Genomic DNA, 24,241 nt, shown 5'->3' with positions numbered 1-24,241 from the left:
CACTCCTTCAGGGAACGCCAGGCCTCATGTTAGTGCAGATCGGCTCGGCGATTGGCGATCCAGATTACGCACCTTGATCAGTTCGGTGGCGCGGGCGCGCAATTGTCCGCAGCCGCCATCGACATCCTGGCCAGCCGAGTTGCGCACCTTGGTCAGTACGCCACGGCTGTGCAAGTAGCGCACCATCTCGACGATGCGCTCGCCGTCCGGGCGCTGGTAGTCGTCCGCTTCCAGGCTGTTGTAGGGGATCAGGTTGAGCACGGCGAACTTGCCCTTGAACAGGCGCAGGATGTTGTCCATTTCCTCCTGGCTGTCATTGATGCCCTTGAGCAGCGTCCACTGGTACTGAATCGGGTAGTCGATGGTTCGGGCATAGGCTTCGCCCAGCTCCAGCAGATCTTCGGGGGCGATGCGTGGCGCCTTCGGCAACAGGCGCTGGCGCAGTTCGGCATCGGTGGTATGCAGCGACAGGGCCAGGGCAGGGCGCACGCGCTGCTGCGGCAGGCGCTCGAACACGCGCCGGTCGCCGACGGTGGAGAACACCAGGTTGCGCTGGCCGATGCCGCCCTCGGTGCCGAGCAGGTCGATGGCTTCCAGCACGTTGTCGAGGTTATGCGCCGGCTCGCCCATGCCCATGAACACCACCTTCTTCACCGGGCGGAAGCGTCGGCCCAGAGCGACCTGAGCGACCATCTCGGCGCTGCTGAGCTGGCGCAGCAGGCCGCTCTTGCCGGTCATGCAGAACACGCAGCCCACAGCGCAGCCGACCTGGCTGGAGATGCACAGACCGTCGCGCGGTAGCAGCACGCTTTCCACCATCTGCTTGTCGGCCAGTTCCACCAGCAAGCGGGCCGAGCCATCGGCGCCGGGGTGCTCGGAGCGCAGGCGGGCCAGGCCATCGAGCTCAGCGGCCAGCGCCGGCAGGCCCTGGCGCACCGACAGCGGCAGGAAGTTCTCGGTCTTCTGATGCTTGGTGCCGGTGTCCAGCGGCTTGCCTTGCAGCCAGGCACGGGTGATGCGCCCGATATGCTGGGGTTTGGCGCCTAGGGCGGCGAGACGTTGGTTGATGTCGGAGAGCTGCATGGGGCGCGGATGCTATCACTTGGCCGGGGCGTCGACCACGTCGAAGCGCAGCACGCCGATCATCTGTCCGGCCTCGGTCACCACCTCGACCTGCCACTGGCCCAGAGCATCGCCGGGAAAGTGCAGCTTGTGCGTCCAGGCGCGGTAGCCCTGCTTGCGCCCGCCCTGGATATCCAGGGCAATGCGATCCACCTCGCGACCGTTGTGCCGCCAGACGTGATAGATGCGCTCGTTCAGGCCGCGTGGTGCGTTGATCGCGGTGTAGGCGTAGAGCCCGTCGTCCTGCAGTTGCGCCAGGGTTACGCTTTCCAGTTGTTCGCCCGGTGTGCGCAATTGGCCATCGAAGCGATCGCTGATGGCCACCTCGGTCAGCCACAGGGTGGCGGGCGGCACCCACACGCGCGCCACCCAGCCGCCGGCGGCCAGCACCAGCGGCAGCAGGGCGAAGGTGAGGATGCGGCGCCAGCCTGAGGAGCCGATCAGCCCGGACAGGCTGGGCAGCGCCAGCAGCGTGGCCAGCGCCAGCGAGATGCCATAACTCTGTGGCGTGCTCAGGTGGAAGATGATCGGCAGGGCGGTGAGCATCACCGCGAACAGCGTCAGCGTATGGAAGCTCAGCAGCAGCCAGCGCCGGGGCGCCAGCCAGCGGTAGTAGATGGGGTCGGTGATCGATGCCAGCGCGGCGGCCGCCAGCAGGCCACTGAACAGCAACTGCCCGCTGTTCCAGGTGGTGGTGATGAAAAAGAACGGCAGAACGAAGAACAGGCTTTCCTGATGGATCATCTGCGTGGCGTAGCGCAGCAGTGGCAGCGGCAGCTCGAAACCGAAGCGCTGGGCGATACGCTCACGCAGCAGGTTTTCCAGAATCAGCCAGACCCAACTGACCAGCAGCACCACGCCCAGTACCTTGGCCAGGTGGGCCTGGCGATCCACCAGCAGAAAGCTGGCCACCCCCGAGCAGAAGCCGAACAGGGCGATCAGGCCCGGGTAGCGATGCATCCAGGCGAGCAGGGTGGGGATCTTGTCGAGCAGGGCTTTCATCGAAGGCAACGTAGGTGGAGTGCAAGGCGGGCATGCTAGGCAGGCTGGCTGCGTGGTGCAAGCGGATCGTCGACGGTGCTGGCGATGCCGCGCCGCTTGCGGCACTATTGCGCCCCCGTTTCACCACCGAGTCCGAATCGATGAAATTCATCCATCAACGCGAGCAACTGGAAGAGGGCGATCTGGTGGTCATCCAGTGTTCGCAGCCGTGCAATATCCGCCTGATGAACGATGCCAACTTCCGTGCCTTCAAGAACCGTGGCCGGCACAGCTACCACGGCGGCGCCTTCATCAAGTTCCCGGCGAAGATCAGTGTGCCGTCCAGCGGCTTCTGGAATATCACCATCGACACCGTCACCCGCAAGGCGGTGAGCATGACGCGCAAGCCGCAGCTCGAGTACAGCATCACCATCAAGCGTCAGCGCCGCGAAGGCGTTTGAGTCGGGGAGAAAAACTCTAAACCTCGGTGCTCCGGGTCAGGTCACAGCTATGTGAACTGGATAAAAAGGAGCACCCCATGCTGAAATTTCTCGGTAGCACCGTCGGTATCATCTTCATCATCGGCCTGATCGTGGTCATTGGCCTGTTCAAGCTGCTGTTCTGAACCTCGCTCGCCCCGCTGCCAGGCAGCGGGGCGAGCCTTCATCACAGGCGACGCTGGTTGTCCTGGTGCTGTGCGCAGGTCATGAAGCCCTTGCTGTCTACCCGGCCGTTGGCGTCGAAATTCACGTAGTAGGGCTGCTCCACACCTTTGGCATAGAGCACGTACTCGTTGCAGGTGCCGCCGGTGTAGCGGTTCTGCTCCTGCGAGGAGGGCGGGCCTCCGATCGTGCGAACCTGCTCCTGGGTCATGCCATCTTCGACCTGCTTGACCAGGGGTTCATCGCTAAAGGTCACGTAATCGACGGGGTTCTCGAAGGTCGAGCAGCCGCCGAGGGTGGCGGCTACGGTCAGTACTGCCAGGCTGTGCTTGTACATGTCGTCGCTCCAGGGTTTGAGCCGCAATGGCTCGACACTGATATGGAGCGACGTGCTGGCGCTGGAGTTCGAGTTTTTTCGGCGCCGGCCACCCGTTCAGGGCGCCGCCGCACTCAGTCGTCGTAACCCAGGTTCGGCGCCAGCCAGCGTTCGCTGATGGCGATGTCCTGACCCTTGCGCTGGCTGTAGCGCTCGATCTGATCCTTGTCCACCTTGCCGACGGCGAAGTACTGCGCCTCGGGATGGGCGAAGTACCAGCCGGACACGGCTGCGGCCGGGAACATGGCGTAGTGCTCGGTGAGGAACACGCCGCTGCGCCCGGCCTTGTTGTAATCGGCCTCGGGGTCGAGCAGCTTGAACAGCGTGGCCTTCTCGGTGTGATCCGGGCAGGCCGGATAGCCGGGGGCAGGGCGGATGCCCTTGTACTGCTCGCGAATCAGCGCCTCGTTGTCCAGTTGCTCGTCCGCCGCGTAGCCCCAGTACTCCTTGCGCACGCGCTCGTGCAGCCATTCGGCGCAGGCCTCGGCCAGGCGGTCGGCGAGGGCCTTGACCATGATCGAGTTGTAGTCGTCGCCCTTGGCCTCGTAGGCCTTGGCCACTTCCTCGGCGCCAATGCCGGCGGTGGTGATAAAGCCACCCACATAATCCGTAATGCCGCTTTCCTTGGGCGCGACGAAGTCGGCCAGGGACAGATTCGGCTTGCCATCGGGCTTGATGGTCTGCTGGCGCAGGTGGTGCAGGGTGGCCAGCTTCTCGCCGCTGTCGCCGTAGACTTCGATGTCGTCGTCACGCACCTGGTTGGCCGGCCAGAAGCCGAACACGGCGCGGGCCTTGATCAGCTTTTCGTCGATCAGCTTGCGCAGCATCGCCTGGGCGTCGTTGAACAGGCTGGTGGCCGCCTCGCCGACGATCTCGTCGCTGAGGATGCGCGGGTACTTGCCGGCCAGATCCCAGGAGATGAAGAAGGGCGTCCAGTCGATGTACTCGGCCAGCACGTTGAGGTCGATATCGTCCAGCACCTGGGCACCGGTGAATGTGGGCTTGGGTGCGACGTAGCCGTTCCAGTCGAAGGCCGGTTTGTTGGCGATGGCGTTGTCGTAGCTCAGGCGCTCGGTGCGGGTGGCGCGGGCGGCAGTGCGTTCGCGCACCACGGCGTAGTCCTCGCGGGTCTTCTGCACGAAGTCGGCTTTCAGTTCCTTGGACAGCAACTGAGTGGCCACGCCCACGGCGCGCGAGGCGTCGGTGACGTAGACCACGGCATCGTTGCTGTACTGCGGATCGATCTTCACCGCCGTGTGCGCCTTGGAGGTGGTCGCGCCGCCGATCATCAGCGGCAGGTTGAAGCCCTGGCGCTGCATTTCCTTGGCCACGTGCACCATCTCGTCCAGCGACGGGGTGATCAGCCCGGACAGGCCGATGATGTCGCACTTCTCGGCGATGGCGGTCTGCAGGATCTTTTCCGCCGGCACCATCACGCCCAGGTCGACGATGTCGTAGCCGTTACAGCCCAGCACCACGCCGACGATGTTCTTGCCGATGTCGTGTACGTCGCCTTTCACGGTGGCCATGAGGATCTTGCCCTTGGCTTCGGGCTTGTCACCTTTCTCGGCTTCGATGAAGGGAATCAGGTGCGCCACGGCCTGCTTCATCACGCGGGCGGACTTGACCACCTGGGGCAGGAACATCTTGCCCGAGCCGAACAGGTCGCCGACCACGTTCATGCCGCTCATCAGTGGGCCTTCGATGACCTCGATGGGGCGCGCGCATTGCTGGCGGCACTCCTCGGTGTCCTCGACGATAAAGGCGGTGATGCCCTTGACCAGCGCGTGTTCCAGGCGCTTGTCCACTGGCAGCGAGCGCCATTCCTCGTTCTCCACTTCCTTGGCCGCACCGTCGCCCTTGTACTTGTCGGCAATGGCCAGCAGCGCCTCGGTGGCACCGTCGTGGCGGTTGAGCACCACGTCCTCGACCGCGTCGCGCAGCTCTTTGGGGATCTCGTCGTAGATCTCCAACTGGCCGGCGTTGACGATGCCCATGGTCAGGCCGTTCTGGATGGCGTAGTAGAGGAACACCGAGTGGATCGCTTCGCGCACCGGGTTGTTGCCACGGAAGGAGAACGACACGTTGGACACACCGCCGCTGGAAAGGGCAAACGGCAGGTTGTCGCGGATATAGGCGCAGGCCTCGATGAAGTCCACCGCGTAGTTGTTGTGCTCCTCGATGCCGGTGGCCACGGCGAAGATGTTCGGGTCGAAGATGATGTCTTCCGGCGGGAAGCCCACTTCGTTGACCAGAATGTCGTAGCTGCGCTGGCAGATTTCCTTCTTGCGCGCGGCGGTGTCGGCCTGGCCCACTTCGTCGAAGGCCATCACCACCACGGCGGCGCCATAGCGTTTGCACAGGCGAGCATGATGCTTGAACGCCTCGACACCTTCCTTCATGGAAATCGAGTTGACGATGCCCTTGCCTTGAATGCATTTGAGGCCGGCTTCGATCACCTCCCACTTGGAGGAGTCGATCATGATAGGCACGCGGGAAATGTCCGGCTCACCGGCGATCAGGTTGAGGAACCTGACCATCGCCGCCTTGGAGTCGAGCATGCCCTCGTCCATGTTGATGTCGATGACCTGGGCACCGGCTTCCACCTGCTGCAGGGCGACTTCCAGGGCTTCGGTGTAGTTCTCCTCGCGGATCAGCCGGGCGAACTTGGCGCTGCCGGTGATGTTGGTGCGCTCGCCGACGTTGACGAACAGCGAGTTGCGATCGATGGTGAAGGGCTCCAGGCCCGACAGGCGGCAGGCTTTGGGAATATCCGGGATCACGCGCGGCGAGTACTTGGCCACCGCCTCGGCGATCGCCTGGATATGCGCTGGGGTGGTGCCGCAGCAGCCGCCGATGATGTTAAGGAAGCCGCTGGCAGCGAACTCTTCGACCACTGCAGCCATTTCTGCCGGGCTCTCGTCGTACTCGCCAAAGGCGTTGGGCAGGCCGGCGTTGGGGTGGGCGGAGACATGGGTGTCGGCCTTGTTGGCCAGCTCTTCCAGGTACGGGCGCAGGTCCTTGGCGCCGAGGGCGCAGTTAAGGCCCACGGAGATCGGCTTGGCGTGGCGCACCGAGTTCCAGAACGCCTCGGTGGTCTGCCCGGACAGGGTACGGCCGGAGGCGTCGGTGATGGTGCCGGAGATCATGATCGGCAGTTCGACGCCGTCTTCCTCGAACACCTGCTGCACGGCGAAGATCGCCGCCTTGGCGTTGAGGGTGTCGAAGATGGTCTCGATCAGGATCAGGTCGGCGCCACCCTCGATCAGCCCGCGGGTGGCTTCGGTGTAGTTCTCCACCAGCTCGTCGAAGGTGACGTTGCGGTAGCCGGGGTCGTTGACGTCCGGGGAGATCGAGCAGGTGCGGCTGGTCGGGCCTAAGACGCCTGCGACGAAACGTGGGCGATCCGGGGTTTCCAGGGTCTTGGCGTCGCAGACTTCACGGGCGACGCGGGCACCGGCCAGGTTCAGCTCGTAGACCAGCTCCTCCATGTCGTAGTCGGCCTGCGACACGCGAGTGGCGTTGAAGGTGTTGGTCTCCAGGATATCGGCGCCGGCATCCAGGTAGGTCCTCTCGATCTCGGCGATGATCTGCGGCTGGCTGAGCAGCAGCAGGTCGTTGTTGCCCTTGACGTCGCTGGGCCAGTCGGCAAAGCGCTCGCCCCGATAATCGGCCTCGTCCAGCTTGTAGCTCTGGATCATGGTGCCCATGCCGCCATCGAGGATCAGGATGCGTTCCTTGAGGGCTTGTTGAAGGGCTTGCAGCCGGGCGCTGCGATCACTGAGCGTGCTGGACATGGTCAACCTGTCTGGCCTGGAGAAAAAGGGGGCAAATCATAGCAAGGATGCAGCGCTTTCGGACGATGCAGGGTTTTCCATGAATTTCATTCATGTTGGTACGGGCGGCTCAGTAGTCATCGATGTGAGTGATGCGCTGGGGCGCCCTCTCGCGAATGGGCGTAGACAGCAGGCCTGTCACTGCATACCTGGCTGGGGTGAATGGCTTTCAGGGCATTTGTAACCGGCGCCCCGCTGTAGCGAAGCGCAGTTATCGGTAGAATCGAGCGCATTCCCTCCCTGGACGATCCCGATGCCCCTTCGCTCGCTGCTTGCCTTCACGCTGCTGTTGGCTTCCCTGGGTGTGCGCGCCGCTGCCATTTCCTATGTCGATGAGGTGCAACCGATCCTCACGCAGAAATGCGTCGCTTGCCACACCTGCTACGATGCCCCCTGTCAGCTCAATCTCGGCAGTGCCGAAGGCGCGCAGCGCGGGGCGAGCAAGGCGTTGGTGTATGACGGCACGCGCACCGAAGCGCAGCCGACCACGCGGCTGTTCTATGACGCGCAGGGAGAGGCGGCCTGGCGCCGCCGCGACTTCCATTCCGTGCTCGATGCCCAGGGCGGCCAGGCGGCTCTGCTGGCGCGCATGCTGGAGCTGGGGCGCAGCCAGCCACTGCCGGCCAATGCCAAGTTGCCGGCCGATCTGGACATCGCCATCACCCGCAGCAACACCTGCCCGCTGCCAGGCGAGTTCGACGACTATGCACGCAAGAATCCCCATGGCGGCATGCCCTTCGCCGTCACCGGCCTGAGCGATGCTGAATACGCCACGCTGGCGCGCTGGCTGGAGCAGGGCGCGCCGGTGCAGAGCCAACCGATCAAACCGACGGCGGCCGAGCAGCGCCAGGTGGACGACTGGGAGCGCTTCCTCAATGCGCCGGGCGCGCGTGAGGCGCTGGTGTCGCGCTGGCTCTACGAGCACCTGTTCCTTGCCCACCTGTATGTGGAGGGGGGCGAGCAGACGCACTTCTTCCAACTGGTGCGCTCGCGCACGCCCAGCGGCCAGCCGGTGGATCCGATCGCCACGCGGCGGCCCAACGACGATCCCGGCACCAACTTCTACTACCGCCTGTGGCCGATCCAGGGCGTGATCGTGCACAAGACCCACATCACCTATCCCCTCAGCACGCAGAAGCTCGAGCGGGTGCGCCAGCAGTTCTTCGCCGATGACTGGACGGTGGATGCACTGCCCGGTTACGGCGCGCAGCGCCGGGCCAACCCCTTCGCCACCTTCGCCGCCATCCCACCCCGTGCGCGCTACCAGTTCATGCTGGATAACGGCGAATACTTCGTGCGCACCTTCATTCGCGGCCCGGTATGCCGGGGGCAGATCGCCACGGACGTGATTCGCGACAATTTCTGGGCCCTGTTCCAGGATCCCGAGCATGATCTCTACATCACCGATGCCGAGTATCGTGAGCAGGCCACGCCGCTGCTGGCCATGCCAGGGCAATTCGACGACATCGGCGACCTGCTGGGCCTGTGGCTCGATTACCGCGACAAACGCAACGAATACGAGGATCTGCGCCGCGCCGCCTACGCCGATGCTCCGGCGCCTGGCTGGTCGAGCATCTGGAGCGGCAACGACAATGCGCTGCTGTCGATCTTCCGTCAGCACGACAGCGCCTCGGTGCGCAAAGGGTTGCTGGGTGAGATTCCACAGACCCTCTGGCTGCTGGATTACCCCTTGCTGGAACGCACCTATTACCAGCTCGTGGTCAACTTCGACGTCTATGGCAACGTCTCGCACCAGGCGCAGACACGCCTGTACTTCGACCTGATCCGTAACGGCGCCGAGGTCAACTTTCTCCGCCTGCTGCCGCCCGAGTCGCGCCGGGCCTATCTGGACGACTGGTACCAAGATAGTGGCAAGCTGAAGATGTGGCTGGATTACACCAAGATCGACCATCGCACGCCGAGCGCACTGTCCTTGCCTGGGCCGGATGCCAAACGCAGTTTCGCCGGGCAATTGCTCAGCCGTTACGCCGCCCTCGATGCGCGGCCCGACCCGATCAACCGCTGCGTCAATGGAAGCTGCTACCGCGAGGGGCTCAAACCGCAACAGCGCGATGTGGAGCAGAGCCTCAGTCGTCTGGCCAGCCGCCCGGCTGCAGGGCTCAAGGTGATCGAGCAGATGCCGGAGGCGACCATGCTGCGCGTCGAGTTCGCCGATGGCACGCGGGAGATCTACAGCCTGCTGCGCAACCGTGCGCACAGCAACGTGGCCTTCATGCTCGGTGAGGAGCTGCGCTACCAGCCAGGGCTGGATACTTTGACCATCTACCCGGAAGTGCTCTCCAGCTACCCCAACTTCCTGTTCAACCTCAAGGCCGAGGAGGTCGAGGCGTTCGTCGGGCAGATGCAGCAGGTCAGCGACGCCCAGGGCTTCGAGGCCATCACCCAGCGCTGGGGCATCCGCCGCAGCCATCCGCAGTTCTGGTTCTACTTCCACGACCTGGGCGAGCGCATTCGCGAAACCCAGCCCATCGAAGCCGGTGTGCTGGACATGAACCGCTACGAGAACCTGTAAGAACCTGTTCACGATCTCGCGAGCTAGAGCCAGGCAAGGCGAAACCAGGCGAAAAAGCGCAGTTTACGAGTTGTAAATGAGCATTTTGAGGCGGGTTTCAACGCAGCATGGCCGACGCGCAGCAGATCGTGAACAGGTTCTAACGTCATTCGCGGCCGGCATTGGCCTTGTGCCGCTGCCAACGCTCGTCGGGTTTCGCCGACCTTTCTCTCACCACAGCGGTCGGACGCTGTGGTTGCCTGCTTGCAGGCAGTCTCGTGACAATTTCAACGAGAGGGGGGAATGGCGTTTCCATGCTGGTTTCAGTTCAGGCATTGCGGGCGTTGGCGGCCTGGGTCGTGGTGTTTCACCATGTCATGCAGGTGTTCTTCAACTTCAAGGCCGATAGCTTCATCGGGCGGCTGTTTGCCGAACGCGGCGCTGTTGGCGTCGACATCTTCTTCGTCATCAGCGGGCTGGTGATCCATCTTTCCAGCCGGGGCAAGGCCATCACGCCCTGGCGCTTCATGCTCAATCGCGTGCTGCGCATCGTGCCGGCCTACTGGCTGTATTCACTGATAGCGGCTGCGATCATCGCCTTCGCCAATCCGGTGATGCCGGTGCAGGAGTTCGACCTGCACCACCTGTTGCTCTCACTGTTCTTCATTCCCGCCGAGAACCCGGGCGGTTTCGGCCTCTATCCCACCCTCAATGTCGGCTGGACGCTGAACTACGAGATGTTCTTCTACTTGCTGTTCGCCCTGGCGTTCTGCGTCCCCGAACGGCTGCGTCTGTTGTGCATCGCCGCCATGCTGGTGAGCTGCGCGTTGCTGGCGCGGCAGCCCTGGGTGAGCGACTTCTACCGTAATGGCATCGTCTACGAATTCCTCTTCGGCATGGCCCTGGGCATGGCCTATGAGCGTGGCTGGATTCGCCAGGGGGTCTGGCTGCCGCTGCTGGTGATCGCCGCATCGCTGCTGACAATCTACCACTTCGACAACTCCATGCGCCTGCTGCATTGGGGCGTTCCGAGTGCATTGATAGTCGCTGCCTGCATCGCCATGGAACCCTGGTTCAAGGACAATCGTCTGCTGAGCCGGATGGGCGACTGTTCCTACTCGGTCTATCTGCTGCACGTGATCATCCTGTCACTGGGCTGGTACGTGCAGGCCAGTCTGGATCTCGCGCCGGCGGTTGTCATCGCCGTCTGCATACCGCTGATCGCAGTGGCCGGGTGGGGCAGTTACGAGTGGATCGAGCGACGTCTCTTCGTTCGCGCCAAGGCCTGGGTCGAGGCGCGTTCAGGCCGTCGGGCGCTGCAGTCGCTATCCTGAGTAAATTAGTAGGACTATATTCACGGCGTCACTTGGCGTACACTGCGCCGCATGACCGTGAGGAGTTGCCATGAGCACTATTACCATTACCGATGCCGCCCATGACTACCTGGCCGAGCTGCTGAGCAAGCAGGACACTCCGGGTATCGGCATTCGTATTTTCATCACCCAGCCGGGTACGCCCTACGCGGAAACCTGCATCGCCTATTGCAAACCGGGCGAACAGAAAGCCGAAGACACTGCGGTCGGCCTGGCCAGCTTCACCGCCTGGATCGACGCCATCAGCGAACCCTTCCTGGAAGACGCCGTGGTCGACTACGCCACCGACCGCATGGGTGGCCAGCTGACCATCAAGGCGCCGAATGCCAAGGTGCCGATGGTCAACGAAGACAGCCCGCTCAACGAGCGCATCAACTACTACCTGCAGACCGAGATCAACCCGGGCCTGTCCAGCCACGGCGGCCAGGTATCGCTGGTGGACGTGGTGGAAGAGGGCATCGCCGTGCTGCGCTTCGGCGGTGGTTGCCAGGGCTGCGGCCAGGCGGACTACACCCTCAAGGAAGGTATCGAGAAGACCCTGCTCGAGCGCATTCCTGAACTCAAGGGCGTGCGGGATGTGACCGACCACAGCAATCGCGAGAATGCCTACTACTGAGGCACATTCGCGACGGCTCCAACAGAAAAGGCGCCTGATACGTTCGGCGCCTTTTTTGCTTCTGGTGGAATGTAGGGAAGTAACTCAAAATACTTGGCGTTGAGGAAAACCTATTTTTAGCTCTTCGTGCGCAAGCCCACATACAGGTGAAGCGACGATCCGGGAACGGCGCTGTCCCTGTTGGAGCAGGCTGCCTGTGAAGAGGCGCAGAATGGCCCTGTCTTAGGCTATGCGCCCGCCGCCTTCGACATACACCGTTGATCCGCTCATGTAGCCGTTGTCGAGGAGGAAGCAGACGGCTTTTGCCACATCGCTCGGGAGCCCGACGCGCCCAACCGGCAAACGGCTGGCTGCCGTGTCGAACATAGCGGTGCGCTTTTCTTCCGACAGCCCATCCCACAGTTCGGTGTCCAATAAGCCAGGCGAGAGTGTGTTGACGCGTACCGGCGCAAGCTCCAGGGCCAAGGCTCGACCTAGCGCTTCTAGCGCCGAGTTGATCGCTGATTGCAACGCGCTTGCCTTGCCCGGACGCACCGAGAGATACCCCGCGACGAAGGTGATGGAGCCCTGGGCGTGAACCGGGATGTACTTCGCCGCGTTGTAAGCACCCCAGAACTTGCTGTCCATCGCCCGCCGTGCCTGGTCGTCGAGCAGTGTCGTGATGCTGCCCATGGGCGTGTCGGCGGCGCTGATCACCACATGATCCCAACTAGGACCGTCGGTCAGGGCTCGGAGCTGCTCGGTATCGGTGATGTCCAACTGCAGATAGCGTGCGCCGTTGCTGAGTTGTTGCCTGGCCGCTTCCAGCTTTTCCAGATTGCGCGAGGCAATGGTCACTTTCGCACCCTGGCGATCGAGCAGCATTGCGGTGGCGAGGCCGACGCCGGATGACCCTCCGATTACGAGGACGGCTGAATCTTTGAAGTCGAACATCAAGCCTTCTCCTCAAGCTCGTTGGAGCGCATGCGTGCATAGGATTCGAGTTCAAGTTCGGTGATCTGCACGGCAATGTCACAATTGCCGTGGGCTAGGGCATCGTGGAAGTGTTCGGACAACACGTTCAGGGCAACTTGTGACAGGTTCTGCTTCTGTTGGGTGCTCTTGCCGGAGAATGTCTCAATGTTCAACCGCACGAACGAGGCGCTGTCGTTACCCTTACCTATATGGAAAGTATCGACTGGGAAGACCCGTGACTTGAAGTCCTGGGTGCGGAATCCACCGGCCTGTGCTAGTTGCACGTGCAGGGTGTCGAATAGCTGACGGCTGTCTAGTCCGCTGCCGGTGTTGGAGGAGTACTCGAGGGTCAAGTGAGGCATCGTGGGATTCCTTTCAGGAAGTGGCTTTGCAGGCCAGGGCCTGTGGTTTACTGAAACCGGTTAGCACCAGGCCGACACATAGCACCAAGGCGAGGGAGGCGATCAGCAATGCCGGGGCTATACCTTGGTTGAATGACTCAGGGGCGAAGTCGCCGAGCATCAGGCCCATGGTGGCCACGCCGATCATTCCGCCGATCTGCCGCGATGCGTTGAGTACGCCGGAGGCGACCCCGATGTGCTGGCTTTCGGCACTGGACACCATGGCGTTGGTCACAGCCGGGACGGCCAGGCCGATACCGAAGCCGGCTACGATGAACTGGATCAACATCGCGCCATAGGCGTGGCCATCAAGGAAGGGCACGATGCACGCATATCCCAGCGCTGCCAGTGCGCTGCCTATCAGCAGGGTCTTCCTGAAACCGCTGCGCACCATGAGCTTGGCGGAGTATAGGTTGGCCAGCATGATCGCCCCGGTCATCGGCAGGAAGGCCAGGCCGGTCTGCAATGGTGAATAGCGCCAGCTATACTGGAAGTACAGGCTGAACAGGAATACCAGCCCATAAAAGGCGAAGTTGATCAGGATGCCAATCAGTGCGGCAGCACTGAACTGCTTGTTGGCAAACAGGTATAGCGGCAGCATTGGTGCGTCGGCACAGCGCTCGACCACGACGAACAAGGCGCTGGCGGCGATGAAGCCTGCAGCGCTGAGCAGTACCTCGCGGGACAGCAAGCCGTAGGCGTTCACCTGGATCAGCGCGTATGTCAGGCAACCCAGAGCCGAGACCGCTAGTACCTGTCCTGCGATGTCGATCCTGCGCTCGACGAGTGTGGTTGTTTCCTGCACGAACAGGTATGCGATGGTGATACCCAGAGCCGCGATCGGGATGTTGACGTAGAAGATCGATCGCCAGCCGAACATGGAGATCAGAGTGCCACCGAATACTGGACCCAGAGCCAGGGCCATGCCGCCCGCTGCTGCCCATAGCCCGATGGCGCGACTGCGCTCGTTGGCGTCCGGGAAGGTCTGGTTGACGATTGCCAGCGAAGCCGGCACCACCAAGGCGGCACCGATGCCCTGCAGCAGGCGGAAAACAATCAGTAGGGTGAGACTGTCGGCCATGCCGCATAGCCACGAGGCCAGGGCGAAGAGGGCAAATCCGATCAGGAACACGCGCTTGGGTCCGAAGCGGTCGCCGAGTGACCCGGTGGTAAGTAGGAAGGAGGCAAAGGTCAGGGTGTAGCCGTTCACCACCCATTCCAGGTGAGTGAGACTGCCCTCAAGCTGTACGTAGATTTGTTGCAACGCCACGTTGACGACGCTGACGTCGAGGATGACGATGACGAATGCCAGGCAGGCGGAGGCCAGGCTCAGATTCTTTCTCAGCAAGGTATTCATTGTGCAACCCTCATAGGGGGGGCTGGTCGTGAAGTTTCCAGGAGCCCCAGTTTGGTCATGAGTGTGTAGTCGATCTCCTTGACCAAGGAATCGGACATGGCTGGATTGGCATAGCAATAGAGCATTTGCAGGCGGCCGCGGAAGCAAGACAGGTGCAGCACCACGCTGTAGTTGGCTACGTTGCGGTTGACCGCTGTCTCGACGAACTCCACCCACTGGTAGATTGCTGACGTGAAGTCGTTGACGCCGCTGTTAGTGATGCACGGCCCGATGAAGGTCTCGGCCGTGCATTGGGCCGAGACCTTTGAGCGGATGGCGGCATGGCTGAGCTGACTCGGAGTCCAGCCAACGCTGGCCTTGGATAAGGCGCTGCGGTAGCGCAGCGCCTGTGCTTCCAGTGGCAATGGCGTTGCCAGCATCGGACAACTCAGTACGTGAATATTGCAACCCAGGCTGCTGGCCAGCGCTGAGTCGAAATAACGGCGCGAGCTGATGGCCGTATACAGTTCGACCTGTTGTGTGCCGAGGCAGCTAGCGTAAGCTTCGGCGAGCGCTGCGGCGAAGCACTCGTTCAATGTGATGCTACGCATCTTGCATGCGGTGATGATGGATGCTGAAAGTGTGCGATCGAGGGAGCGTCGATGGATCCTGGTACGCCGCTGGTCGATCCGCGACATGGTGTGGTGGCGCAGGGCTGTCGCGACCTTTTCCGGCACCGCCCTGGCAGGCGTGCTGGTCGATTTAAGCGGTTGTTCGCAGCGGCTGGGAAGCAATGTCGAGGGCTGTCCTGTGCAGACATTCCAGACCAGGATTTCCAGCAGCGATTGCAGCAATAAATGGGTGGAGTAAGCGTCCGAGATTACGTGGCTGCGCGTGAAATACAGGTACAGCGCGCCGGGCGCGAGAATTAGCGACAGTCGCCAAGGCCAGCCGTCCTGCAGGGGGGTGTTGATCTGCTGGTCGAAGACTTGCAGGTGATCGACCCACTGGGGCTCATGGTGCAGGGTCATCTGTTCCGGTTTACAGGGTTTGTGCACGAACCCCAGAATCTCCTGCCCGTTACCGGTGCAGGATCTGTGGACGGCAACGTTGAGCACTTCGTGTCTGGCGACCCAGGTGCTCAACCTGGTAGATAGGGTGGTGCTATTGAAATCACCGTTCACTCGTGCGGCGGTCACTACCTGCGTCGAGCCATTGCCCAGCTCGTGCAGGTAATGGAACGCCGCTTCAACATCGCTGAGCGGTCTGAGTATCTTCATGATGTCCTCCCGGTTCGACGAGCCGTGTTCACGCAGGGCTGGGTTCTCAGGAACCCTGCAGTGCCAGCGGGTTGGTCAGTCCCAGGTTCAGTTCACGGAAGTGAAGTGAAACCGTGTCGCCGTCGGTGAGCGTGTGCCCATGGTCGTAGCTGTTGCGGTCCGCTCCGATGTAGATGTAATGCACCAGGCCTGGCTGGCGCAGAGCAGGAGATCTGAACAAGGTGTCGATCAGTTGCTCTTGCTTGTAGTGCAATTGGTCGATACCGGTTTCAAAGGCACTGCTGAACACCTGCTGCTCATTGCGGTAGACGTTGCAGGTGCCAGTGAGCACCCAGGGCGGCGGGCTCAGGAAGAGCCGCTCGCTGACCGAACACTCCTTGAGCTTGGCGTAGGCGAAAGCGGAGGGTGTCGCCTTGATGGCACCTATATCAGTGATGTCGTTGCCGACCGTGAAGCCGATGTAGCGTGGGTCGCCTTGGGTATCGATCAGATAGACCAGGACGATTTCGGCCTCTTCGCAGATCGCGGTGGTACCGTGCTCGATGTTTAGAGTCTGGCCGTCGGTCTTGAGTACATGGCCTGGCCCTTTGTAGAACCAGCTAGGCACAGGGTTGGGAGTGCCACCAGTGGATTGCACTTTCTTCTTGTTGGTCAGCCCAAAGCCACTGACGACAGCGTTTGATCTTTGGGGCGGCATCAACGGTGGCAGCAGCAGGCGCTCGTGGGCCGTGGTAGCGGGGAGGTGTTGCTCAGCAGCGGAGTCGATGAGCAATTGCCTGAAGTGTGCAAAGTCGCCATTGACCTTGAGCAACAGCTTCTGAATATCCCCCGGAACATAGCGGTAGGCAAGTACGTCGTCGTCGCGGCTGGGCGAAAAGGAAATGTATTGCTGGTTGCGATAGGTGAATTCAAAAAACGTGTTCATAGGCATCCCTATTGAATGAGCAGTTCCACGACCGCTGGTTTTCCGTGCTGACGGATGTAGGCCACAGCCTTGGTCACGGTGGCGGCTATGTCAGCCGCGTTATTGACTACAGGGTAGGCTTTGACGTTAAAGGACTGGGCGAGCTGGACGAAATCCACCGGGTTCTCGTAGAAGCTGGTGGCGATGTGCGCCTTGTCGATATCCCGGTTTCGCGCCCCTGCAACTCGGATCGCGTGCTGGGTGGAGTTGAAGTACAACTGGTTGTTCATGACGATGATCAGCAGCGGAATGTCATAGGCGGACAGTGTCCACAACCCGCTGGGGGTATAGAGGAAGTCGCCGTCGGACTGTAGGTTGACGCATAGGCAATCTTGATCCTTGAGTGCGAGCGCCGCACCTGCCGAAGCGCCGAGGCCATAACCTAGTCCGCCTCCTCCGTTCAGGCCCAAGTAGCATTGGGGGCTTTCGAGGTTCCACAGTTTCTTGACCCAACCATCCACCGTGAGGCTGCCGCTGTTAACCAATACCCACGATGTGTTTGCCAGGGCTACGCCTATTTCCTGTACGGCTATGGATACGTGGGGCACGGCATCCATGCGATGCTCCTCGAGCTGCTTTTGGATGGCTGCTTGCGAGGCGCTTTGGGCCTGGGACAAGTACTCGTCGTCGAAGCGCTTTTCTGGCCAGTGGGCAATGGCTTGACGCTCGGCATCGAGGGCCTTCAGTTCCGTGAGCAGAGCGTCGAGCGAGGTGCGAGTGTCACCGATGTAGGTGGTGCAGTTCGGTACATGACGTTGATAGTCGGTTGCCCATTTGCTGCTGAGCAGATCGTTGCAGTCGATGGTCGTGACCTCTACCTCTGCGGTGAGAGTGCTCAGCGACTGGCCGGGGAATATGTCCAGCAGGGCACCTTCGAGATCCTGCACTTCCAGCGCCATTACTTGGTCGGCGTGAACGAAATGGTCACGCGCGTATTGAGTACCGTTGCGCAGATGGCGGCTTGGGAAGTTGAAGCGATTACCCCGGTCGATGACCACAGCTTGGGTGAGCTCGGCAATGGCGCCCAATGGCGCGATGGTTGCTGGTTCACGGCCCGAGAAATCCACCACGATCACAGGCGCCCTGGCATCCATCAGCTTTTGCGCAATATGGCGGGCGCAGGCCTGGCCTAGGCCGGGGAGTTGCGGTAACACTTCAGGCAGCGGTATGACCGAGTGCAGGCTGTCTTGCAGCGGTTGCTCCTGGATGTCGAAGTCCACGGTGACCAATACGGGCGCATGCACGCCTGTTTCCATCAACTTACGCGCCCGATACATCGACTCGATGGTCGCGGCCTGGCTGGTGGGCTGGTCACTCCACTTGACGAACTCGTTGATCGCGCTCGGCAGGTGGGTCGAGGTATGGATCCAGTCGATCCACGGGCGACGCTTGGCGGCGTCGATGGGCCCGTTGCCAGCGATCATGAACAGCGGCACCCGGTCGCACCAGGCGTTGAAGATGGCCATTGATGCATGCAAGAGCCCGACATTGGCGTGGATTAATACGGCCATATGCCTGCCAGACGCCTTGTAATAGCCGTGGGCGATGGCCACTGCGATTTCCTCGTGGCAGGCCATGACGATCTCGGGCGCGAATGTTTCGTTCGCCTCGAAGACCAGTGAGTCGTGGATGCCACGGAAAGAGGCGCCGGGGTTGAACACGACCTTTTCAAAGCCGTGCTCACTCAGAAACCTGACGATGTAATCAGAGAAGTAAGCGTTGTCTGGAAAGTGATCCATGATGCGTCCCTGCGCCTAGAAGTAACGAGTGTGTTGGAACGGCGAAATGGCCGTTGTCATGACGGTGCCGAAACCGGTGCCGCAGGGGGCTATGATGACGTTATCGGCGCGGTCAAGCTTCGATGAGGGTTGTGCGATAGGGTTCGGGAAAAACAGGTCTGATTGCCCCGCTTCCGTGGTGAAGGCATTGGGCAGCAGGAAACTTAGGGTGCGGCCCGCATCGATCAGCGTGGCGCACTCTGCAACCTGAACGCCCACCTGGTAACCCATGCCGACCTCATCGGCGAAGCGCGCCAGTTCAAGGGCGCGGCTTAGGCCGCCGAGTTTCGCGACGCGCAGATTGAAATGCGTGCAACTGCGCAACTTCGCTGCTTGCGTGGCATCACTCAGGCTGCAAAGCGATTCGTCCAGCATCACTTCAATGCCAGTGCGGCGCTGTAGTTGGGCGAGTGCCGAAAAGCTGCGCGGAGGCAAAGGTTCCTCGACAATGTTTACCTGCCGTTCACGCAGTGCAGCGCAGCGCACGAGTGCATCATCGAGCGACCAGGCCATGTTGACGTCGAAGATGATCGTGGTCTGCGGGCCTAGGGCGGCACGCAGTGTGTCCAGCACCACGAGGTCTTCGGCAAAGTGCGAGCCGGCCTTGACCTTGACCACATGGAAGGGGCCGCGGCTAGCCAGGAACGTGTCCACCGACAGGGCGGTATCCTTCACCTGGGAGAATGGTCGCGGTGCCAGCATAGCTGCCGGTACTGCCAACTGCTTCAGTACCGGGGCTTGCAGTCGCTTGCACAGCACATCGATAGCCAGCAGTTCCAGCGCACAGCAAGTGTTGTTCTGCGGGATGGTCCCCAGCAGGTCGCCCATGCCGTGCGCCATCAGTGTCTGCAGCACCCCGACGGGATCCGAGGACTCGAGGCCGTCGCGGTAGCGCGTCCAGTTGACCTGGGCCAGCTCGGCCGAAACAGAGGCCAGCGTTTCACCGGTGACGTAATGTCTGGGGGCGCACTCCCCGTTAGCCGCAATTCCCGCGTGTTCATAGGTGAGTACCAGCGACTCGGCGGTGTTCCGGTTGTTTGCCGCATGACCAAAACTTCTGGCCATGGGCATATCGACGGTGTAGGCAGACAGCTCACACATGCTGGTTGTAGCCATGGGAAGACACATAGGCCGATACTTGGTTGATCAGGCGCTGGCGAACCTTGGTGTAGAGTAGGTAATGCTTGTTTGTCGCCAGTTCCAGGGTCTCGCCTAGGTCGCCGAACAACGACAGGTACTGCTTCTTGGCGCACTCGAGGTTAACCACAGGATCTTCATAACCGCTGATGAAGATGCTTGGCGTGTTGCGGCTGAGTTCCTTCTGGTACAGGTACATCATCTCCATTTCTACTAGGCGGGCACGGGACGAGGCCTTGATCTGGCGAGTAGCGAGCAAGTCATTGTCGATGAAGTCCACGTAGCGGCGCTGGTCGGAGAAGTCTTCGGCCTTCAGGCCCGCATCCCACAACTCATCCGACTGCTCGCGCAGCATCGCTTGGATTTTCTGCGGCGGTAGGGTGTGGTGGATCTTGCCCAGCCAAGCTGAGCAGAAGACCAATGACTCGAAAGCCGTGTCGAATTCCGGGTCTGCCAGCAGTGCGGCGAGGAACGAGCCGCCCAGGCAATGGCCGAGCAGGCCGAGCGGTGTGTCATCGCCGATTTTCGCCCTGACGGTACGGATGGCCGAGCGATAGTCAGCCAACATCTGTTCGACGGGGGCCAGTTCACTGCGAGGGCCATCGCTGATGCCACAGCCCCGGCGATCAAGAGCGAAGAACGCCACATCGTTTTCGGCGAACTGACATCCAGCTTCCCACAGCCAGCCGGCATGGCTTTGCAGACCGTGGAAATAGAAGATGGCGGCCTTCGGCGCTTCCGGGATCCACGCGTGCAGGGCGAGATTGCAGCCCTGCATGGGGAGATATTCAATGCAACGTTCAACTTGCTTGGCTTTTACGATGCTCATGGTCGGGCCCTTTCAACGAGTGGTAACGGCAGAGAGGAAGTCGAGGTCTTGCTGGAAGGGCTTGTATTTGTATTGGTTGGCATTGCTACCCGCGCGTCTGCTCTCGACGTAGTGGGTGATCGCGTTGGCGTCGACGGTGTGCACCTCGATCGCGGCGAGGCGGTTCGACTCGCGCTTTGACGCGTACTCGATGTTTTCGATCTTCAACTGGTCGTCCAGCGTTGCCGCCAGTGCTGCGGTGTTCTGAGATGGACCGGAGGTGACCTCGACCATCACGACGTAATGAGGAGGCTCGCCCCAAGACGGCCCGCACATGAACAGTCCCATGCCCATCTGGTGATGTTTGAAGGTGCTTTCGATGGCTTCAGTTATCTGCGCCTCTGTGAGTTTTTCCCCGGTGAAGGAGTGGTAGACGCCATCGCGGCGGATGAAATGAATCCATGGGATGCCGTCGACGATCTTGTCGACCCGGTAGATGTCGCCCGTCCACAGTCGATAGAGACCATTGCCCTGGCTCATGATCAGGTGATAGTCATGCCCGGCCTGCAACTCATCGAATCTCAGGGTCTTCACCGGCACATGGCATTCCACCCGTTCGCGAAGCGGCACATCGCTGGGTATAAACTCGAAGTAGGCCTGGGTAATGGCCAGTGGTTGGCTGTTCGTGGTGTCGTCTACCGGAATGGTGGTCACGCCTTCGGAGCCGCAGCTCATGAAGGGTAGCTTCTGTACCCCGGGGAAGATGGAGTTGAGCTTCTCGTTGTAGAGTCCCGCCGAGGCGGTCAGCCAGCAGCTAATGAATTTCAGTTCCGGCCAGATGTCCACCAGCGTGAACTCGGGGCGCGCCAGTATCGCTTCCAACGTCTTCGCCAATGCTTCGTCGGGAGCGGCGAAGGGCTTACCCTCCAGGGTGCCGTTGCGAATGTCCTCGACTAAGGGGGTGCGGAACTTGGTGAAGTAGTCCTTGATAGATATTAGTGTGCTGGGGTTGATGGCCGAGATACAGTGCAGCCGCTTGCCCACGAAGTGGCGGATGCGGTGGTACATCTTCTGTTCATGGGCTACCGGCATTTCCGGTACGAACCACGGTTCCTCGTACCACGGTGGGCACCAGTCGTTGGCATTGATGCGGGGGTGGCGATTGCTGATCGCTTGATGACATACACCTTGCAAATAGTCCTGAACATCTTCCCTGACTGTCTGGGTATCCAAGACGGCGTAGGGGTGATCCATGATGGCGGGGTAATTACGAATATAAGTAGCCCACAGGACTTTCATGGCCGGTATGCGATAGGACTGCAACCAATGCAAGGTGTAGGGGATTTTCTTCGGCACGCCGGTCGTCCCGCTGGTTTTCAACCAGCGCATTACGGGACTGCATGTAAGAACCCCACCTTTGCATTGCGCTTCCCGTTCAAGATAAGGTTCGAAGTCCTCATAGCGCATGATCGGCAAGTTATTGCGAAACGAATCTTCATCGGTGACGGTTTCGTTATAACCCTGTTCGCGCCAGTGCAAGGCATTACGGCTGACGCCGATAATGTCCTGCAGAACATCCAGTTGTGCCTGTCTGGGGTGTTGTAGTGACGACATGTAACGATCGTAGGCGATCACGCATTCGTGCAAGAACTCATCTTTGCGTCCATACCAATCGACAGGGCGTTTTTTACGAGACATCGAAACTTCCTTCTTCCTTGATGACAGAAATTACCTTTAAATCTTTCTCACTACAGTGAATGGTTCAAAGGTCTGTGCCTGATAGATTGATCAACGATCAACGATCAACGATCAACGATCAACGAAGGCCATCATTCTTTCGTTGTAGCGCGGCCCTGAAGCGGGTGACTCGTAGGTCATCTGGGCCAAGGCTTGCAGTACCTCGGGTGTCAATTGGACGCTGCTGGCCTGGCAATTTTCCTCGAGGTATTTGCGGCGTTTGGTGCCTGGGATGGGGACAATGTCGTCACCCTGGGCCAGTATCCAGGCGATGGCCAGTTGCGACGGGCTCATACCCTGGAGTTCGGCGAGGGATCTAATTTCCTTGGCGATGGACATGTTGCTGTCGTAGTTCGAGCCTTGCAGGCGTGGATCCTGAGCGCGGAAATCCGATGCGGGGTATCGTTCTGCGCGCTCAACTGTACCGGTAAGAAAGCCCCTGCCCAGAGGGCAGAAGGACACCAGGCCAATGCCGAGTTTCCTCAGAACCGGCAGCACATCCAGTTCGATGTTGCGTTCCCAAAGGGAGTATTCGCTTTGCACCACCGACAGCGGGTGCACACGATGGGCGCGTTCGATGGTATTGGCGCCCACTTCGCACAGGCCTAGGTACTTCACCTTGCCGGCCTGGACCAGCCCAGCCATGACGCCGACCACTTCCTCGATCGGGATGCTCGGATCGATACGGTGCTGATACAGGATATCGATATAGTCGGTATCCAGTCGTTTCAGGCTGGCGTTGACGACATCGACGATATGTTCCGGGCGGCTGTTGACTCCGACAATATTGCCATCGCGCAGGTCGAAGCCGAACTTCGTGGCGATCACCGCCTGTTCGCGAACTCCCTTGAGCGCTTTGCCGATCAGCACTTCATTGGTAAAGGGGCCGTAGGCTTCGGCGCTGTCGAAGAAGTTCACCCCAAGGTTCAGGGCCTTGCGCAGGGTTTTAGAGGACTCGACGTCATTAGGTTCGCCATACCACTGGCTCATGCCCATGCAGCCAAGGCCCAGTCGCGACACGGTCAATCCTTGTGTACCGAGTTTTACCTGTTTCATGTTGCACTCCTGAAGTTGAGTTGCTCGGCATCCATCTTCTTGATCTTGATCAAGGCGAAGTCATGGACTTCGTTGGTGTCGAGATCGGTGCAGCGCAATAGCCACTGGGGGGTGGTGTGGTACTCGGTGCTGCCGAAATGAAGGTACTCCACCTCTATGTTTCTTTCCCTTTGCAGACCTTTCCAGTTTTCGTAGATGACTTTCATCGGTGCTCTTCCGAACGCTCGCCAAAATCTTGAGTGATGGTCAGCTCTTTGCAATGATTCGTAAAGTATTTATAATTGAAAACACCTTTTATTCTCGCTGAAAGATGGAGCGGTTGGCGGTTATGGATAAGCTAAAGGCTATGCAGGCATTTGTTCAGGTTGTCGATAGTGCCAGTCTCACCAAGGCTGCCCATAAGCTTAATGTGTCGGTTGCGATGGTCAGTAATTACTTGAAGTTCATTGAGGGGGAGTTGGGTGCTGTATTGCTAGTAAGAACTACGCGTAAGATATCCATTACGGATTATGGTGCGTACTACTACAAGACCTGTCGGAATGTCTTCGACTTGCTACGTGAAAGTGAAGAAGTTGCGTCGCATGTTATCGAGAACCCTGAAGGCGTACTCAATATCTCGTTGCCACGTTCATTTGGTATATTTGGTTTCCTGCCGGCACTCAACAAGTTCTACCAGGCACACCCGAAGATACGGGTCGACGTGTCGATCAGCGATGCACTGGTGGACTTCTCGGAGAACCGATTTGATGCCGCCGTGCGCCTGGGCGCGCTCTCGGACTCATCGCTGGTGGCGCGACCACTGCGTCCTTACAAGTTGGTTCTTTGTGCTGCGCCGGAATATGTGGACAGGAAAGGTGCGCCTTCGACGCCTCAGGATCTGATCCAGCATGACTGTATCGCGACGTATTTTGACGAGCACAAGACAGCCTGGAATACTTTGCAGAGCACTTGGGAGTTCGTCAGTGACAATGCCGAGTTCATGAAGGTGTCCGTCCCGGCGAAGATGCAGATAAATGATGCCCAGGGGGTCTGTATCATGGTCTTGAGCGGGCAAGGCATCGCCTTACTTCCAGAAGTCATGGTCAGCACCTACTTGGCCGAAGGTTGTTTGGTAGCCCTGCTGCCGGGCTACCAAATTCCGCCGCGCCCCATGCACTTGGTATATCGCAGGAGCTCCCACATGCCGTTCAAGTTGAAGGCGTTCATCGGATTTCTAATGGACGAGTTCAGCTAAATCCACAAGTGAGTCGCCCCTTCACATACCGCAGCGGCGTCTAGAGCACCAACACAGTCCAATACGCAGACCTACCAG

The 24,241-nt window shown here is 60.3% G+C and carries 21 protein-coding genes; 6 read left to right on the top strand and 15 right to left on the bottom strand.

The genetic code is table 11. The features are described 5' to 3' along the window. Positions 1-24: 24 nt before the first annotated feature. On the bottom strand, positions 25-1,083 hold the full coding sequence (locus PVE35_RS12185; protein WP_277374793.1) for an RNA methyltransferase: 1,059 nt from the start codon (positions 1,081-1,083) through the stop codon (positions 25-27). A gap of 15 nt (positions 1,084-1,098) precedes the next feature. Beyond that, positions 1,099-2,124 carry a DUF5924 family protein gene (locus PVE35_RS12180; protein WP_268183844.1) on the bottom strand — a complete coding sequence of 342 codons (1,026 nt, stop codon included), beginning with the start codon at positions 2,122-2,124 and terminating at the stop codon, positions 1,099-1,101. Positions 2,125-2,264: 140 nt separating this feature from the next. Here PVE35_RS12180 and PVE35_RS12175 point away from each other — a divergent pair, with 140 nt between their 5' ends. Both PVE35_RS12175 and PVE35_RS12170 read left to right on the top strand, forming a co-directional pair. Next, complete coding sequence (locus tag PVE35_RS12175) at positions 2,265-2,564, top strand: DUF1883 domain-containing protein (protein WP_268183847.1); 300 nt, start codon at positions 2,265-2,267, stop codon at positions 2,562-2,564. Positions 2,565-2,590: 26 nt separating this feature from the next. After that, positions 2,591-2,728, top strand: a complete 138-nt coding sequence (locus tag PVE35_RS12170; protein ID WP_277374792.1) for a hypothetical protein — start codon at positions 2,591-2,593, stop codon at positions 2,726-2,728. Positions 2,729-2,769: 41 nt separating this feature from the next. Here PVE35_RS12170 and osmE read toward each other — a convergent pair whose 3' ends face one another. Beyond that, the gene (gene osmE / locus PVE35_RS12165) at positions 2,770-3,102 is read right to left on the bottom strand and encodes an osmotically-inducible lipoprotein OsmE (RefSeq protein ID WP_268183851.1); all 333 of its coding nucleotides are present in this window, start codon (positions 3,100-3,102) and stop codon (positions 2,770-2,772) included. A 113-nt stretch (positions 3,103-3,215) separates the two neighbouring features. After that, entirely contained in the window at positions 3,216-6,938 is a 3,723-nt protein-coding gene (gene metH, locus PVE35_RS12160; protein WP_277374791.1) for a methionine synthase, read from the bottom strand. Positions 6,939-7,230: 292 nt separating this feature from the next. Between metH and PVE35_RS12155 the strand changes: the two genes are divergently transcribed. The 3 genes from PVE35_RS12155 (at position 7,231) to nfuA (ending at position 11,478) form a co-directional block, all read left to right on the top strand. Continuing rightward, on the top strand, positions 7,231-9,510 hold the full coding sequence (locus tag PVE35_RS12155; RefSeq protein WP_277374790.1) for a fatty acid cis/trans isomerase: 2,280 nt from the start codon (positions 7,231-7,233) through the stop codon (positions 9,508-9,510). Between the two features lie 293 nt (positions 9,511-9,803). Further along, the gene (locus PVE35_RS12150; RefSeq protein ID WP_277374789.1) at positions 9,804-10,823 is read left to right on the top strand and encodes an acyltransferase; all 1,020 of its coding nucleotides are present in this window, start codon (positions 9,804-9,806) and stop codon (positions 10,821-10,823) included. Positions 10,824-10,893: 70 nt separating this feature from the next. Beyond that, entirely contained in the window at positions 10,894-11,478 is a 585-nt protein-coding gene (nfuA, locus tag PVE35_RS12145; RefSeq protein ID WP_277374788.1) for a Fe-S biogenesis protein NfuA, read from the top strand. 222 nt (positions 11,479-11,700) lie between these two features. Here nfuA and PVE35_RS12140 read toward each other — a convergent pair whose 3' ends face one another. From PVE35_RS12140 to PVE35_RS12090, 11 genes are all read right to left on the bottom strand, one after another. Continuing rightward, complete coding sequence (locus PVE35_RS12140; RefSeq protein ID WP_277374787.1) at positions 11,701-12,411, bottom strand: SDR family oxidoreductase; 711 nt, start codon at positions 12,409-12,411, stop codon at positions 11,701-11,703. Next, the gene (locus PVE35_RS12135) at positions 12,411-12,794 is read right to left on the bottom strand and encodes a 5-carboxymethyl-2-hydroxymuconate isomerase (RefSeq protein ID WP_277374786.1); all 384 of its coding nucleotides are present in this window, start codon (positions 12,792-12,794) and stop codon (positions 12,411-12,413) included. Before PVE35_RS12135 ends, PVE35_RS12140 begins: the two co-directional genes overlap by 1 nt. Positions 12,795-12,807: 13 nt before the next feature. Next, positions 12,808-14,190: an MFS transporter gene (locus PVE35_RS12130; protein WP_277374785.1), complete on the bottom strand. Its 1,383-nt coding sequence runs from the start codon at positions 14,188-14,190 to the stop codon at positions 12,808-12,810. Further along, positions 14,187-15,449: a hypothetical protein gene (locus tag PVE35_RS12125; protein ID WP_277374784.1), complete on the bottom strand. Its 1,263-nt coding sequence runs from the start codon at positions 15,447-15,449 to the stop codon at positions 14,187-14,189. Before PVE35_RS12125 ends, PVE35_RS12130 begins: the two co-directional genes overlap by 4 nt. 46 nt (positions 15,450-15,495) lie before the next feature. After that, the gene (locus PVE35_RS12120; RefSeq protein ID WP_277374783.1) at positions 15,496-16,374 is read right to left on the bottom strand and encodes a hypothetical protein; all 879 of its coding nucleotides are present in this window, start codon (positions 16,372-16,374) and stop codon (positions 15,496-15,498) included. Between the two features lie 8 nt (positions 16,375-16,382). Then, on the bottom strand, positions 16,383-18,152 hold the full coding sequence (locus PVE35_RS12115) for a thiamine pyrophosphate-binding protein (protein WP_277374782.1): 1,770 nt from the start codon (positions 18,150-18,152) through the stop codon (positions 16,383-16,385). A gap of 15 nt (positions 18,153-18,167) precedes the next feature. Further along, complete coding sequence (locus tag PVE35_RS12110) at positions 18,168-19,307, bottom strand: enolase C-terminal domain-like protein (RefSeq protein WP_277374781.1); 1,140 nt, start codon at positions 19,305-19,307, stop codon at positions 18,168-18,170. Then, a complete protein-coding gene (locus tag PVE35_RS12105; protein WP_277374780.1) occupies positions 19,285-20,157 on the bottom strand; it encodes an alpha/beta fold hydrolase in 873 nt (290 codons plus the stop codon). Before PVE35_RS12105 ends, PVE35_RS12110 begins: the two co-directional genes overlap by 23 nt. Positions 20,158-20,169: 12 nt before the next feature. Continuing rightward, positions 20,170-21,834 carry a GH3 auxin-responsive promoter family protein gene (locus PVE35_RS12100; RefSeq protein ID WP_277374779.1) on the bottom strand — a complete coding sequence of 555 codons (1,665 nt, stop codon included), beginning with the start codon at positions 21,832-21,834 and terminating at the stop codon, positions 20,170-20,172. A gap of 111 nt (positions 21,835-21,945) precedes the next feature. Then, a complete protein-coding gene (locus PVE35_RS12095; protein WP_277374778.1) occupies positions 21,946-22,929 on the bottom strand; it encodes an aldo/keto reductase in 984 nt (327 codons plus the stop codon). Next, entirely contained in the window at positions 22,926-23,135 is a 210-nt protein-coding gene (locus PVE35_RS12090) for a hypothetical protein (protein WP_277374777.1), read from the bottom strand. Before PVE35_RS12090 ends, PVE35_RS12095 begins: the two co-directional genes overlap by 4 nt. 122 nt (positions 23,136-23,257) lie before the next feature. On the opposite strand from PVE35_RS12090, the gene PVE35_RS12085 reads away from it, so the two are divergent. Beyond that, a complete protein-coding gene (locus PVE35_RS12085) occupies positions 23,258-24,163 on the top strand; it encodes a LysR family transcriptional regulator (protein ID WP_277374776.1) in 906 nt (301 codons plus the stop codon). Positions 24,164-24,241: the final 78 nt, after the last annotated feature.

Origin of the sequence: Pseudomonas sp. AA-38, assembly GCF_029457475.1 — a bacterium.
In the GTDB taxonomy this organism is placed as follows: domain Bacteria; phylum Pseudomonadota; class Gammaproteobacteria; order Pseudomonadales; family Pseudomonadaceae; genus Aquipseudomonas.
Note: the sequence above shows the minus strand (reverse complement) of the source record. Positions and strands in the feature narration are given on the sequence as shown.

Coding starts and splice junctions, on each gene's coding strand:
- PVE35_RS12185 (WP_277374793.1), bottom strand. CDS start 1,083: ATGCAGCTCTCCGACATCAACCAACGTCTCGCCGCCCTAGGCGCCAAA.
- PVE35_RS12180 (WP_268183844.1), bottom strand. CDS start 2,124: ATGAAAGCCCTGCTCGACAAGATCCCCACCCTGCTCGCCTGGATGCAT.
- PVE35_RS12175 (WP_268183847.1), top strand. CDS start 2,265: ATGAAATTCATCCATCAACGCGAGCAACTGGAAGAGGGCGATCTGGTG.
- osmE (WP_268183851.1), bottom strand. CDS start 3,102: ATGTACAAGCACAGCCTGGCAGTACTGACCGTAGCCGCCACCCTCGGC.
- metH (WP_277374791.1), bottom strand. CDS start 6,938: ATGTCCAGCACGCTCAGTGATCGCAGCGCCCGGCTGCAAGCCCTTCAA.
- PVE35_RS12155 (WP_277374790.1), top strand. CDS start 7,231: ATGCCCCTTCGCTCGCTGCTTGCCTTCACGCTGCTGTTGGCTTCCCTG.
- PVE35_RS12150 (WP_277374789.1), top strand. CDS start 9,804: ATGCTGGTTTCAGTTCAGGCATTGCGGGCGTTGGCGGCCTGGGTCGTG.
- nfuA (WP_277374788.1), top strand. CDS start 10,894: ATGAGCACTATTACCATTACCGATGCCGCCCATGACTACCTGGCCGAG.
- PVE35_RS12140 (WP_277374787.1), bottom strand. CDS start 12,411: ATGTTCGACTTCAAAGATTCAGCCGTCCTCGTAATCGGAGGGTCATCC.
- PVE35_RS12135 (WP_277374786.1), bottom strand. CDS start 12,794: ATGCCTCACTTGACCCTCGAGTACTCCTCCAACACCGGCAGCGGACTA.
- PVE35_RS12130 (WP_277374785.1), bottom strand. CDS start 14,190: ATGAATACCTTGCTGAGAAAGAATCTGAGCCTGGCCTCCGCCTGCCTG.
- PVE35_RS12125 (WP_277374784.1), bottom strand. CDS start 15,449: ATGAAGATACTCAGACCGCTCAGCGATGTTGAAGCGGCGTTCCATTAC.
- PVE35_RS12120 (WP_277374783.1), bottom strand. CDS start 16,374: ATGAACACGTTTTTTGAATTCACCTATCGCAACCAGCAATACATTTCC.
- PVE35_RS12115 (WP_277374782.1), bottom strand. CDS start 18,152: ATGGATCACTTTCCAGACAACGCTTACTTCTCTGATTACATCGTCAGG.
- PVE35_RS12110 (WP_277374781.1), bottom strand. CDS start 19,307: ATGGCTACAACCAGCATGTGTGAGCTGTCTGCCTACACCGTCGATATG.
- PVE35_RS12105 (WP_277374780.1), bottom strand. CDS start 20,157: ATGAGCATCGTAAAAGCCAAGCAAGTTGAACGTTGCATTGAATATCTC.
- PVE35_RS12100 (WP_277374779.1), bottom strand. CDS start 21,834: ATGTCTCGTAAAAAACGCCCTGTCGATTGGTATGGACGCAAAGATGAG.
- PVE35_RS12095 (WP_277374778.1), bottom strand. CDS start 22,929: ATGAAACAGGTAAAACTCGGTACACAAGGATTGACCGTGTCGCGACTG.
- PVE35_RS12090 (WP_277374777.1), bottom strand. CDS start 23,135: ATGAAAGTCATCTACGAAAACTGGAAAGGTCTGCAAAGGGAAAGAAAC.
- PVE35_RS12085 (WP_277374776.1), top strand. CDS start 23,258: ATGGATAAGCTAAAGGCTATGCAGGCATTTGTTCAGGTTGTCGATAGT.